13 protein-coding genes are annotated in these 12,662 nt (G+C 72.9%); 7 read left to right on the top strand and 6 right to left on the bottom strand.

The genetic code is table 11. From position 1 onward, the window contains the following. Positions 1–8 precede the first annotated feature (8 nt). The 4 genes from BXA11_RS22615 to mshC all read left to right on the top strand — a co-directional run bounded on the left by BXA11_RS22615 (position 9) and on the right by mshC (position 3,503). Complete coding sequence (locus BXA11_RS22615) at positions 9–581, top strand: DUF3090 domain-containing protein (RefSeq protein ID WP_030507219.1); 573 nt, start codon at positions 9–11, stop codon at positions 579–581. A gap of 79 nt (positions 582–660) precedes the next feature. Beyond that, positions 661–1,422, top strand: a complete 762-nt coding sequence (locus BXA11_RS22610; protein WP_030507218.1) for an SCO1664 family protein — start codon at positions 661–663, stop codon at positions 1,420–1,422. Positions 1,423–1,516: 94 nt separating this feature from the next. Next, complete coding sequence (locus BXA11_RS22605; RefSeq protein WP_239104986.1) at positions 1,517–2,281, top strand: NRDE family protein; 765 nt, start codon at positions 1,517–1,519, stop codon at positions 2,279–2,281. 10 nt (positions 2,282–2,291) lie between these two features. After that, positions 2,292–3,503, top strand: coding sequence for a cysteine--1-D-myo-inosityl 2-amino-2-deoxy-alpha-D-glucopyranoside ligase (mshC, locus tag BXA11_RS22600; protein WP_076437574.1), 1,212 nt, complete (start codon positions 2,292–2,294; stop codon positions 3,501–3,503). Positions 3,504–3,614: 111 nt separating this feature from the next. Here the strand turns inward: mshC and BXA11_RS22595 are convergent, their stop codons facing one another. The 3 genes from BXA11_RS22595 to BXA11_RS22590 form a co-directional block, all read right to left on the bottom strand. Beyond that, positions 3,615–4,235, bottom strand: a complete 621-nt coding sequence (locus BXA11_RS22595) for a snapalysin family zinc-dependent metalloprotease (protein WP_239104987.1) — start codon at positions 4,233–4,235, stop codon at positions 3,615–3,617. Between the two features lie 144 nt (positions 4,236–4,379). Then, on the bottom strand, positions 4,380–4,520 hold the full coding sequence (locus tag BXA11_RS43700) for a hypothetical protein (RefSeq protein WP_167769271.1): 141 nt from the start codon (positions 4,518–4,520) through the stop codon (positions 4,380–4,382). Positions 4,521–4,536: 16 nt separating this feature from the next. Beyond that, positions 4,537–5,193, bottom strand: a complete 657-nt coding sequence (locus BXA11_RS22590) for a class E sortase (RefSeq protein WP_239104988.1) — start codon at positions 5,191–5,193, stop codon at positions 4,537–4,539. Between the two features lie 369 nt (positions 5,194–5,562). On the opposite strand from BXA11_RS22590, the gene BXA11_RS22585 reads away from it, so the two are divergent. From BXA11_RS22585 to BXA11_RS22575, 3 genes are all read left to right on the top strand, one after another. Next, on the top strand, positions 5,563–6,444 hold the full coding sequence (locus tag BXA11_RS22585; RefSeq protein WP_076437572.1) for a hypothetical protein: 882 nt from the start codon (positions 5,563–5,565) through the stop codon (positions 6,442–6,444). Between the two features lie 19 nt (positions 6,445–6,463). After that, positions 6,464–8,236: a DUF4012 domain-containing protein gene (locus BXA11_RS22580; protein ID WP_076437570.1), complete on the top strand. Its 1,773-nt coding sequence runs from the start codon at positions 6,464–6,466 to the stop codon at positions 8,234–8,236. A gap of 346 nt (positions 8,237–8,582) precedes the next feature. After that, on the top strand, positions 8,583–9,119 hold the full coding sequence (locus tag BXA11_RS22575; protein ID WP_204053652.1) for an arsenate reductase/protein-tyrosine-phosphatase family protein: 537 nt from the start codon (positions 8,583–8,585) through the stop codon (positions 9,117–9,119). Positions 9,120–9,209: 90 nt separating this feature from the next. Here the strand turns inward: BXA11_RS22575 and BXA11_RS22570 are convergent, their stop codons facing one another. The 3 genes from BXA11_RS22570 to BXA11_RS22560 are packed head-to-tail and all read right to left on the bottom strand — an operon-like array spanning position 9,210 to position 12,639. Further along, positions 9,210–10,610 (bottom strand): tyrosine-protein kinase domain-containing protein, encoded by a 1,401-nt coding sequence (locus tag BXA11_RS22570; protein ID WP_076437568.1) that lies wholly within the window; start codon positions 10,608–10,610, stop codon positions 9,210–9,212. A gap of 5 nt (positions 10,611–10,615) precedes the next feature. Then, positions 10,616–11,644 carry a glycosyltransferase family 4 protein gene (locus BXA11_RS22565; protein WP_076437566.1) on the bottom strand — a complete coding sequence of 343 codons (1,029 nt, stop codon included), beginning with the start codon at positions 11,642–11,644 and terminating at the stop codon, positions 10,616–10,618. Continuing rightward, complete coding sequence (locus tag BXA11_RS22560) at positions 11,641–12,639, bottom strand: NAD-dependent epimerase/dehydratase family protein (RefSeq protein WP_083744488.1); 999 nt, start codon at positions 12,637–12,639, stop codon at positions 11,641–11,643. Before BXA11_RS22560 ends, BXA11_RS22565 begins: the two co-directional genes overlap by 4 nt. Positions 12,640–12,662 lie beyond the last annotated feature (23 nt).

Below are 12,662 nucleotides of genomic sequence, written 5' to 3'. Positions count from 1 at the left end.
GTCGGGCTATGCCGGTCTTCGACTACGATCCGCCTGACAGGTTCGTGGCCGGTGCCGTGGGGCAACCGGGCGCGCGAGCCTTCTTCCTGCAGGCCCGAGGTCAGGGCAGGATCACCACGGTGGCGCTTGAGAAGTTCCAGGTCGCCGTGCTGGCCGACCGCCTCGACGAGCTCCTCGACGAGGTGCTGCGGCGCAGCGGCGGGCGCGCGCCGGTCCCGGCCATGGCCCCCACGGAGCTGGCCGACCAGGGCCCGCTCGACCTGCCGATCGACGAGGACTTCCGCGTGGGCACGATGGCGCTGGCCTGGGATCCCGAGACCGCGCAGGTGATCATCGAGGCGCAGGAGGCCACCGAGGGCGACGACGAGGAGGACGAGGAGCCGCCGCTGGACGACCGGCCCGAGCCCGCCGTCCTCAGGGTGCGGATCAGCGCCGCCGCCGCCCGCGCGTTCAGCCGCCGGGCGCTGGAGGTGGTCGCCGCGGGCCGCCCGCCGTGCCCGCTGTGCGGCCGGCCCCTCGACCCCGAGGGCCACATCTGCGTCCGCCTCAACGGCCACCACCCCGGAGGACTGTCGGCATGAGGCGCGGCATGTGGCGCGGAGTGTGGCGCGGTGTGAACGGGTGGCGGGGCGTCCTCGCGCCGCGCGGGCGAGGAACCGGATGACGGCCGAGGGCGAGGCGAGCATCAACGACGTGGACGGGCCGGGGCTGGACGACGCGGCGGCCATGAGCCTGCTGCGGGAGGGCACCTTAGAAGTGGCGGGACGACTCGTCGAGGCCACGAACATGACGCTCTACTGCTCCATCAGGAACGGCGAGCACGCGGCGGCGTGCGTGTACAAGCCGGTGCGCGGGGAGCGTCCCCTGTGGGACTTCCCCGACGGCACGCTGGCGGCCCGTGAGGTGGCCGCCTACGAGGTGGCGGCCGCCACCGGATGGCGCATCGTCCCGCCGACCGTCTATCGGGACGGTCCCTTCGGCCCCGGGATGGTGCAGCTGTGGATCGACGCCGATCCCGAGACCGACTTGATGGCCCTGATGCGCAGCCGCAACCCCGCCCTGCGCCGCATGGCCGTGTTCGACGCCGTGGTGAACAACGCCGACCGCAAGGGCGGCCATCTGCTACCGCTGCCCGACGGGCACGTGTACGGGGTCGACCACGGGGTCTGCTTCGCGGTGGAGGACAAGCTGCGCACCGTGCTGTGGCAGTGGCGCGGCAAGACGCTCCCGCGTGAGGCGGTCAACGTGCTGGTGCGGCTGGAGCGCGAGATCGAGCGGGGGCGCCTCGGCCGGCGCCTGCGCGAGCTGTTGACCCAGGCCGAGGTGGAGGCCACGTGGGAGCGGGTCAAGAGGCTGCTGGCCACGGGGGTCCACCCGCACCCGTCCGAGGACTGGCCGGCGATTCCGTGGCCCCCGATTTGATCTACCGAGACAGGCTTGCGCAAAACGTGCGAATTGTGCACTCTGCAGGGGTCTCTACCGTTTTTGGAGGGAACACGCATTGTGTACGGTCATCGTGAGCGTCGAGCCGGAGGCCGGCACGCCTGTGCTCCTGGCGGGAGTGCGTGACGAGTTCGTCACGCGGCCGTGGATGTCGCCGGACCGGCACTGGCCCGCGTACTCCGAGCTGATCGGAGGCCGCGATCTCGAGGCGGGCGGCACCTGGCTGGCCGCCGACCCCGCCGGGCGGCGCGTGGCCGCGCTGCTCAACGGCGACGGCGTCGCGGCCCCGGCGGCCAGGCGCCACTCGCGCGGCGAGCTGCCGCTCCTCGCCGCCGCGGCGGGAGAGTTTCCGGCGCTCGATTTGTCGTGGTATGACCCTTTTCATCTCGTCCTCGGCGGGCTCGACGGCGTACGGCTGTGGAGCTGGGACGGCAGGTCCCTGACCGAGGAGAAGCTGCCCGAGGGCGTGCACGTGATCGTGAACACGGGCTGGGACCGCGACGAGAGTCAGCCGCGCACCGCCTGGTTCCGGCCCCGCTTCGCCAGGGCCGCCCGGCCCGGGTGGACCACGGGGGGCTCGCCCGAGCGGTTCTGGGGGGAGTGGCTCGATCCCGCCTCGGGCGCCGGGGTGCCCTGGGACGACCCCCGCGCGCTGATCATGCGGCGGCGGCTGCCGGACGGGCGGGTCTTCGCCAGCCTCTCGGTCACGCTGGTCGCCGTCGCGGAGCAGGGGCTGCGCTACGACTTCTGCCCCCAGCCGGACGACCCCGCCACCTGGCACGAGATCGACACCTCGTGGGGCGCACCGGCTGACCGGGTCCGCCGGCGGCGCGGATAGGCTTCACACCATGCGATCGTGGTCTGCTCCGAATGTCCCCAGGCTGCCCGGTTCGGGCCTCATGCTCCGTCTGTACGACACCGCCGCCCGCGAGGTGCGGGAGACGGCCCCCTCCGGCGAGGCCCGGCTCTACGTCTGCGGCATCACGCCGTACGACGCCACCCATCTCGGCCACGCCAACACCTACCTCGCCTTCGACCTGGTCAACCGGGTGTGGCGGGACGCCGGCCACGACGTGCACTACACCCAGAACGCCACCGACGTGGACGACCCCCTGCTGGAGCGGGCCGAGGCGACCGGGACCGACTGGCGCTCCCTGGGCGAGCGCGAGATCGAGCTGTTCCGCTCCGACATGGAGGCGCTGCGCATCCTGCCGCCCCGGGAGTACGTCGGAGTCACCGAGACCGTCGGGGAGATCGCCGAACTGATCACCGGGCTGGCCGAGCGCGGCGCCACGTACGAGATCGACGGGGACGTCTACTTCTCGGTCGCGTCCGCGCCCAAGTTCGGCGCGGTCTCGGGCTACTCCGAGGAGACCATGCTGGAGCTGTTCGGCGAGCGCGGGGGCGACCCCGGCAGGGAGGGCAAGCGCCATCCGCTCGACTGGCTGCTGTGGCGGGCGGAACGGCCTGGAGAGCCGTCCTGGGAGTCGCCGTTCGGCCGAGGCAGGCCCGGCTGGCACATCGAGTGCACCGCCATCGCCCTGCGCAACCTGGGCAGCGGCTTCGACGTCGCCGGCGGAGGCTCGGACCTGATCTTCCCCCACCACGAGATGGGCGCCTGCGAGGGCCACGTGGCCACCGGCGAGTGGCCGTTCGCGCGGGCGTACGTCCACGCGGGCATGGTCGGCCTGGACGGCGAGAAGATGTCGAAGTCCAGGGGCAACCTCGTGTTCGTCTCCAGGCTGCGGCAGACCGCCGACCCCATGGCCATCCGGCTGGCCCTGCTGGCGCACCACTACCGCGCGGACTGGGAGTGGACATCGGACCAGCTCGCCGCGGCCGAGGAGCGGCTGGCGCGGTGGCGGGCCGCGGTGGCCCGCACGGCGGGCCCCGCGGGCGCCGAGGTGCTGGCGGCGGTGCGCGAGCGCCTCGCCGACGATCTCGACGCCCCGGGCGCGCTCGCGGCGATCGACGCCTGGGCGGCGGAGGAGGGCGACGACGCCTCCGCTCCGGCGCTGGTGCGCGACGTCGCCGACGCGCTCCTCGGTGTCGCCCTCTGAGCCGCGCCCTCTGAGCCGCGCTCACTTCACCGCGTTTCACCGAACCGCGTTTCACCCAACCGAACGGCGCCCTGCCAACGGCGTCCTCGGATCCGGGATCCCCGGAGGTCCTTACGGTGCGGGGACCAGATCGCCGGCGGCGTCCGCTCGGTCGACGAAGAGCCGGCCGGTGCGCTCGCCGGCGGCGAGGGCGGAGCCGGCGAAGTTCGCGTCGACCGCGCGGCGCTCCGCGGCGCTCGGGTTGGCGTTTGTGCAGCTCACCGGGGCGCTGTGACCGGACATCAGGTCGGTGCACAGGCCGGTGCGCCGGTCGGGCAGGCCGAGGATGTGGCCGATCTCATGGGTGGCGATACGCAACGGGTAGTAACCCTCGGCGGTCGCCTCCCTGCCCATCCAGATGGTGCCCCGGCCCAGCCGGGTGACGCTCGTGCGGGGCCAGCCGTTGTCGGCGAGCACCACGAAGTCGGCGGGCGTGCCCGCGACCAGCCGGACGTTGGCGACATCGGCGTTCCAGACCTGTGCGGCCTGGTCCATCACCGCCCGGAACTCGGCGGCGCGGCTCGCGTCGTACCGCAGCACGCGCACGGCGCTCGCCGCCGATCCGCCGGCCGGTGCGGCCGCCCCGGCCGGCGACGCGGTGAACAGCACGGCCAGTCCCAGGAGCAGGGCCGAGACGGCCCGGAGGAACCGTGCCGTGTGCATCGGGGACACTCGCATGGGGGACATTCGCATCGGGGTCTCCTCGGTCGGGGACGACCACCGCGAGGCGCACCGGTGATCGGGGGGACTCGGGTGAGGCACCCGCCAACGTACGCCGGGCGGGTGCGGCGGGGGACAGGCCAGTTTTCCCCTACTTCCGTGATATAGCAGGCGTCGCTATCCGATCGGCACCCGTGGCGCCAGCCAGGGGAACACGACGTACCACAGCGCGGCCACGGCGCCGCCGGTCAGCAGCAGCACGACGGCCAGCCGGAGCGCGGTGCCGCCGGGCAGCCGCCGCCAGAGGAATCTGTACACGCCGGATCTCCCTCGGTCAGTCCTGGCGTTCCTCGCGGCGCACGAGCACGCTCTGGACGATCAGGCGCTGCGCCGCGGAGAACTTGGGGTGGCAGGTAGTCATCGTCATGACCGCGGTCGTGGGCCGCCGACCGGGATGACCGGGGACGGGATCGACGACGTCGACCTCGCCGGGGTCGACGACCTCCTTGCGCGTCACCTCGTAGGTGTAGCGGGCGTCCCGCGCGTCCACCACGATGTCGTCGCCGCGCCGCAGCTGGTCGATCCGGTTGAACGGCGCGGCGTAGGTGGTGCGGTGGCCCGAGAGCACGAAGTTGCCCAGCTGGCCGGGCAGCGCCGTCCCCGGGTAGTGGCCGGGGCCCTTGCGCAGCTCCGCCGGGCCGACGCCCTCGACGACGGCGAACCGGTAGTGCGCGCCCAGCCGCGGGATGTGCAGCAGCGCCAGCGCGTCGCCGAGCCGTACCGGACCCGTGGCTGAGCCCGGGTGCCCGTCGTGCCTGGCGAAGACCTCGCCGAGCCGTCGCTGCAGGACCTCCTGCTCCCGCTCGGTCTCCGCGCCGGTGCCCCACAGCAGGTACGCGTAGAAGAGCAGCAGGACCAGCCCGACCGGCAGGCACAGCTCGCCGATGACCCGCGTGACCGCTCTTACGGCTCCGTCCTCTGCTCCGCGCACGGATCGAGTATCGCCTCGTGACATCTCCAAGCGGCGACCGCACCGAGGGCGTTGGTGAATTCTTTGGCTCACCGGACTCCGGGGCGTGAGCGTGGTGCGTGTCCCGCCCCGCAATCGCGGGCGCAGGCCCGTACGGTTGGCTCATAAGCCCGATCACCTGCGGCGACGTGGCAGCGGTCAACGAAGCGAAAACCTGGACGATCCTTCGGTAAGCACCGTGTGCCGCTATGGGGCGGCTCTTGGCCAGGCGCATATAACAGTCGAGCAGCGAAATATCGCTGGCAATCCGGGCAAACGCTCAAGGAATTGAGCGGCCGTTATCGGGAGTCCAAAGTGGCGCGAAAAAATACAGTACCTATTCTTCTGGCCGTGACGGTCGCGGGCGGCCTGACGCTCGGCGGTGCCGGGGTGGCCGCCGCACAGACCTATGCGGCGGCACCTAAGGTCGCCATGTACCCGAAGCCGTACCCGCCCAGGCCCTTCGAGCCGTACGCGTTGGTGTTCCTGAACTCGGTCTCCGATGACCCCTTCGCTGCCCTGGCCGGTCTCGCCAGGGAGGGCAAGCTGGTCGGTGGCGGCCTTCGGGACGCGGACGGCAGGGGCACGGACGGTCGCGGCACGAACGGTCAGGATGCGGACGGCAAGGGTGACCGCGGCGCGGACGGCGTCGACAAGGTCGTCGAGCCGGTCGTGGCCGACGTGGCCCCGGTCGAACAGGTGCAGGTCGCGGAGCCGGAGACGGTGAGCACCAACAACTGCCCCAACGGCAACTGCAACAACAACGGGCCGATGTGGTGGGGCAACCAACCGGGGTGGACCAACACCGGGCCCGGCGCCTGGACCCGCAACGACACGCAGAACGACAACGGCGGGGCCCAGCCCGTGATCGGTCCGGGCAGTGCGGGCGGCAACGACGGGGTCCTCCCGGTCCAGAACGCCGTGCAGAGCGCCAACAGGTCGCCGGAGGACGTCGCCGAGGCCCCCGCCGAGGACCTCTCCGAGGAGGAGCCGGAGGAGGAGCCCGAGGAGAGCACGGAGGACGAGTCCTACGACGAGGACATGCCCATGGGCATGGAATCCGGGGACATGGGCGGCGGCGGCCCCGCGCCGGTTGCGGCCGGCGCAGGCCCCCAGCTGCCGTTCACGGGCGCGCCGATGGGAGTCGCCGCCGCGGGCGCGGGCCTTCTGGCCGTCGCGCTCGGCTGCACCCTGCTGTCCGCACGGCGCCGTCGGTCCACCGACGCCAAGTAGACAGGTGTCGAGCGGACCCGTGCCGACGAAGAGGAAGCGCAGGCTGGTCGTCGTCGGCCTGCCGTCGCTGGCCCTCGGCCTCGTGCTGGCCGGGGGCTGGTCCGCGCATCTCGGGCTGAGCGTGCGTGACCACCTGGAGGCGGCGCGGGACGCTCTGCTCAGGCTGCGCACCGCCCGCCTCGGGTCGCCGGGCGATTCGCTGGGCAGGACGCTCGCGGACGCCCGGTGGCACGCGGCGGAGGCGCGACGGCTGACAAGCGGCCCCGACTGGGCCCTGCTCACGCACCTGCCGCTGCTGGGGGACGCGGCGACGACGGTCCGCGGCCTGTCGGGAGCGGCCGCGGAGTTCACCGACGTGCTGGCCGGGGTCCAGCGGGTGGCCGCCCCGCTCATGACGGGGGGCGGCGCTCTCGCCGGGGGCGACCAGAACCGGATGCTCGAGGCTCTCGACGCGTTGGCGCCGGTCCTCGACCGCGCCGCCGTGCGCATCGCGGCGGCGCGGTCACAGGTGGTGCGCACTCCCGCCCGGACCGGCCTGGATGCCGTGGACCGGGCGCGCGACACGATGGTGCGGGAGACCGGAAGGATCCAGGGCTGGACGGGCGCGGCGGCGAACATCGCGGCGCTCGCGCCGCCCATGCTGGGCCGCGACGGCCCACGGCGGTACTTCCTGGCGTTCCAGACCAACGCCGAGGCACGCGGGACGGGCGGCCTGGTCGGCGCGTACGGCATCCTCACCGCCGACCGCGGCAGGCTCGCGATCGCGCGGTTGTCGGCCAACAACGGTCTCGCGAACAGTGCGAAGCCCGTGGCCGACTACGGGCCGCGCTTCCTGGCGCGCTACGGGCCGGGCGCGACCAGCGTGCTGTCGGTGTCCAACCTGTCGCCGCACTTCCCGTACGCCGCGAGCACCTGGGCGGGACTGTGGCAGCGGCAGACGGGCCGGCCGGTGGACGGCGCCATCGCCACCGATCCGATCGGTCTTGCCCGCATGCTGGAGATCATCGGGCCGGTCCGGCTGCCGGGAGGCGAGACCGTCACCGCCGGCAACGTCGTCGACCTCACCGAGCGGGTGGCGTACGAGCGCTATCCCGACCCGGTTGAGCGCAAGAAGTACCTGATCAGGATCGCCGCCGCCGTGAGTGATGCGCTGGTCGGATCGAATCCACAGCCGGCCCGGCTGCTGCCGGTCCTGTCCGGGCTGGCGGCCGACCGCAGGGTCCAGATCTGGACCCGCAGGGAGGACGAGGAGCGGCGGCTCGCGGCGACCCCGCTCGGCGGTGTGCTGCCCGAGCGGCCGGGGCCGTACGCGGCGCTCGTCGTCAACAACTCGGCCGGGACCAAGCTCGACTACTACCTGGGCCGGTCGCTCACCTATGAGCTGGGGCCCTGCCGCCCCGACGGGATGCGCCAGACGACCGTGCGGATCGGGCTCGCAAACGACGTGCCGCGCGGGCACCTGCCCGGCTACGTCACCGACCGGCTCGACTCCCCGCGACGGTCCCACGTCCCCGGGTCGAACCTGCTGTGGGTGTCGCTGTACGGCGCCGTCGGTGCGGAGGCGACCGGCATGCGGGTGGACGGCCGCCCCTCCGGGTTCTACACCGAGTACGAGCGGTCGCATCCGATCTTCTCGTCGGTGCTGGAGTTCGCCCCCCGGCAGACGAGGACGGTGGAGCTCGACCTGCTGGAGCCCTACTCCGCGGCGCCGCCGGTGGTCCCGGTGCAGCCGCTCGTCCGCGCGCAGGACACCGTGATCCGGCGGAACGACGAAGGCTGCCCTACGGGGTGACGAGGCGCGGGCGGCGGCCCGCGCCTTCCGCCGCGGACCGGTGACGGGGCGGGAGACCGATGACCGGCACAGAGACCGCCGCGGAGAGCGACGCCGGGGCCGGAGATCGTAAAGAGCGGCGTGCCGTCCGCGGACGCCTGCCCGTCGCGTCCTAGCGTCCCGCTTCATGGAGCGTACGCGTGACTGTGACCGTGCCCCGGACCCTGCCCCGGACCCTGCCCCGGACCCTGCCCCGGACCCTGCCCCGGACCCTGCCCCGGACCCTGCCCCGGACCGCGCCCGGGACCGTTCTGCCGCTCATGACCCTGCCGGCTCCGGTTCCGGGGCCGGCTTTCGCATCCTGTTCGTGTGCACGGGGAACATCTGCAGGTCGGCCATGGCCGAGCGGCTCACCCTGGCCGCGCTCGGGCCGGGATCGCCCATTCACGTGGGCAGCGCGGGGACCCGGGCGCGGCCGGGACTTCCGATGGCCGAGCGGGCGAGCGGAGTGCTGCTGCGGCTCGGCGGAGATCCCGGGGGCTTCGCCTCACGGCCTCTGACCGCAGAGGAGGTGGCCCGCGCCGATCTCGTGCTGGCGGCCTCCGCCGAGCACCGCGCCGAGGCGGTGGCCCTGCATCCCGTCGCCGCCCCGCGCGCGTTCACCATCGTCGAGTTCGGCGCGCTGGCCCGCGCCGTCCCCGCCGGGCGGGTGCTGGGCCACGAGGACTCCGTGCGTCGGGCGCGGGCCCTGCGGGAGGAGGCCGCCGCGCTGCGCGGGCTCGTCCGGGTGGAGCGGCCCGACATCGACGACCCCTACGGAGGCCCGCGCAGGGCCTACCGGGAGGCGGCCCGCCGCATCGCGGACGCGCTCGCCGTCCCGCTCCGCCTGCTGACACGCACATGACGCGCGGGCCCGCCCGACGCCGCCCGTCGCGGGCGCACGAATGCGTGGGGCCGCGTCGTGTGACGCGGCCCCACGCATGTGGTTCTTCCGCTAGACCGGCATGGGCGTCTGCGGCTGCGGCGTCCGCGACGAGGTCTCCTGCTCCACCGGGTCCGCCTCGTATCCGTACCCGTAGCCGTAGTAGGAGCCGTGCTTTGCCGGCACGAAGTTCAGCACGGTGCCGACGAGGCGGGCGTTGATCGACGACAGCAGCTCACCGGCCCGGAGCACCTGCTCGTTCCTGGTCTTGCCGTGCCGCACGACGAGCAGCGCGCCGTCGCAGATCGCGCCGAGAGCGGCGGCGTCGGTGACGGGCAGCAACGGAGGCGCATCGACGATCACCATGTCGTACTCCTCGGTGAGCTGGGCGAGCACCGAGCGCATGACCCGCGAGCCGAGCAGCTCGCTGGGGTTCGGCGGGATCCGGCCGCTGGGCAGCACGGAAAGGCCCGGCTGTCCCCACGTCTGGATGACCTCGTGCAGCCGCGCCCGTTCGATGAGCACGTCGGTGAGCCCGGTGCCGCCCTCGATGCCGAGGTAGCGGGGGACGCTGGGACGCCGCAGGTCGGCGTCGACCAGGACCACCCGCCAGCCCGCCTGAGCCATGGTGATCGCCAGGTTGACGGACGTGGACGACTTGCCCTCGCCCGGCAGGCAACTGGTCACGACGAGCGACTTGGGCTGCCTGTCCACTCCGATGAACTGGAGGTTCGTCCGCAGCGACCGGAACGCCTCCGCCCGCACCGACCGGCCCTGGTCCCGCAGGACCAGCGGATGCCGCCGAGCGTCCCGCTCATAACCGATGAGCCCGAGGACCGAGCTCTTCGCTACCTGCCGCAGCGTCTCCGCCGTCTTGATCGTGGTGTCGAGACGGTCGCGCAGCACCAGGCCCGTGACCGCGGCGAACAGCGCGATGAGCACGCCGAGCGCCATGTTCGTCAGGGGCTGCGGGGCGACCGGATCCTCGGGAACCTCGGCGTCGTCGACCACCGTGACCCGGATCGTGGGCGGGCTCTTCGGCGTGGGCCTCTCGATCTGGTCGATCAGCCGGGCGAACGCGGCGCCCAGCGCGTTCGCCCGTGCGGCCGCCCGCGTCGGGACGCTGTCGGCGACCGTGGCCCGCAGCAGGGTGGTCTCGGGGATGGCATTCGCCGTGATCCTGGCCTGCACGTCGGCGACGTCCTCCCCGCCGGCGATCCGGCCGACCACCTGGCGGCTGGTCAGCAGGGCGGCGTACGACTGCACCCGCTGCTGGGACAGCGCGCCCGCCTGGAGCGCGGTCGAAAGACCACCGTCCCCGGCGTCGGCGGACACCAGCATCGTGATAGACGCGAGGTACCTGGGCGCCGTGTTGACGGTCACGACGTGGGCGGTTCCCACTCCCGCCAGCACGGACAGCAGCAGGAGCGGCCAGTATCTGCGCATCAGCCGCGCGTAACGGAGCAGTTCCATGGGTGTCAGCCCCTTACAGGAATAGAGGTCTGGGGACGGGTCGGCGCGTAGACCGGAACGCGCTGCGGCAGCACGACGGCGACGCAGGCGGCGGCGACGCCGCCGATCGCCGCGGCGGCCGGCGCGATCCAGCCCAGAGTCATCGCCAGGTCGGTCAGGCCGGCGGCGGCCGCCACCGCGGCGAGCACGAGGGCGGTGAGCCGCTTGCCGAGACCGAGCCGGTGCAACCGATGGGAGAGATGATCGGAGCCGCCCTGCAGCAGCGGCCGGCGCGCCCTGCGCCTCGACACCAGCACGATCCCGGTGTCGACGGTCGCGACGAAGGTCGGCAGGAGCAGGCCCGCGACCGCCGTTCCGGTCCCGGTGCCGGTGATCACCAGTGCCGCCGAGGACGCCAGCACGAACCCGATGAACAGCGAACCGGCGTCCCCCATGAAGATCCGCGCCGGCGCCCAGTTGTACAGCAGGAACCCCAGAGCGGCGGGGGACAGGGCGGCCAGGAGCAGGCCGATCTCGGGACGTCCGGACACGAAGGCGGCGGCGGCCAGGAGCGCGGTGCTGACCACGGTGACGGCGCCCAGCGCGCCGTCCATGTTGTCGAGCAGGTTATAGGAGTTGGTCACCACGACGATCCACAGCACGGTGATCGGCACGTCCGGCCACGCCCCGGTCACCGGCGCCACGACCCCGCTCATCACGGCCACCCCGGCCGCCAGCGCCTGTACGGCCAGCCGGGTCGGCGGGGGGAGCGGGGCGACGTCGTCGATCAGTCCGAGCAGGGCCATGGCCACGGCGCCGACGAGAATGCCGGCGATCCGATGGCCGGCCGCGCCGACGAGTGTCACCAGCGGCACGACGGCGCCCAGCATGATGGCGATTCCGCCCAGATAGGGCGTGGGCCGCTGGTGCGACTTGTGCCCACCGGGCCGGTCCGTGAGCCGCCAGCGCAGTGCGAGGCGCCGCATCACGGGGGTCACCGCCGCGCTGCCGGTGAAGGCGCTGATCGCGGTGACCAGGGCGGTGCCGCCGTTCACCGGCCCGGGGCCGCGAGCTCGGCGCGGGCGTCGGCGATGGTCTCCACCAGGATGTCGTCCAGCGACAGGGCCGGCGTCCACCCGGTCAGCGCGCGCAGCCTGCCGGTGTCGGGGACCCGGCGCGTCATGTCCTCGAAACCGGTTCCGTACGCCTCGGCATACGGAACGAGATCGACACCGGACGTGCTCGCGGTGAGCTCGACGATCAGCTTGGCCAGCTCCAGGATGCTCACCTCGTCGCTGGATCCGACGTTGAACGTCCCCCCGACCGCGCGGTCGTCGTCGAGCAGCAGGAGGAGGGCCCGCACGACGTCGCGCACGTGCGCGAAGCAGCGGGTCTGCGTGCCGTCGCCGTGCACGGTGAGCGGCACGCCCGTCAGCGCCTGCCGGACGAGCCGGGGGATGACCATGCCGTACGCCGGGCTCTGCCGCGGCCCCACCGTGTTGAACAGCCGGACGACGACCGTCGGCAGGCCGCGCTCACCGTGGTAGGCGTTGGCCAGGATCTCCTCCACCGCCTTGGCCGTGCTGTAGGCCCAGCGGACGACGTCCGGGCTGCCCAGGATCCGGTCGGACCACTCGGGGAGCGGGCCGGCCGAGTTCTTCCCGTAGATCTCGCTCGTGCTGGTCACCAGGATCTTCCGCCGGTAGCGGTGCGCCGCCTCGACGACGATCTCCGAACCGCGGATGTTGGTGGTGAGCGAGCGCAACGGCTGCTCGACGATCAGCTTCACCCCCACGGCGGCGGCAAGGTGGACCACCACGTCGCACTCGTGCACGAGCTCGTCCACCACGAGTTCGTCCAGGACCGAGCCCTGGACCACGCGCAGCCGCGGGTCACCCGCGTGGTGCGCGAGATTGGCCGGGCGGCCGGTCGACATGTTGTCCAGGACGACGACCGAGTCGCCGCGAGCGAGCAGGGCATCGGTCAGGTGGGATCCGACGAAGCCGCTCCCGCCCGTGATCAGATAGGTGTTCCCGCTTGACGTGGTCAAGGCCTTCTCCCAGCAAGTGGAGG

The organism is Microbispora rosea (genome assembly GCF_900156315.1).
In the GTDB taxonomy this organism is placed as follows: domain Bacteria; phylum Actinomycetota; class Actinomycetes; order Streptosporangiales; family Streptosporangiaceae; genus Microbispora; species Microbispora rosea.
Note: the sequence above shows the minus strand (reverse complement) of the source record. Positions and strands in the feature narration are given on the sequence as shown.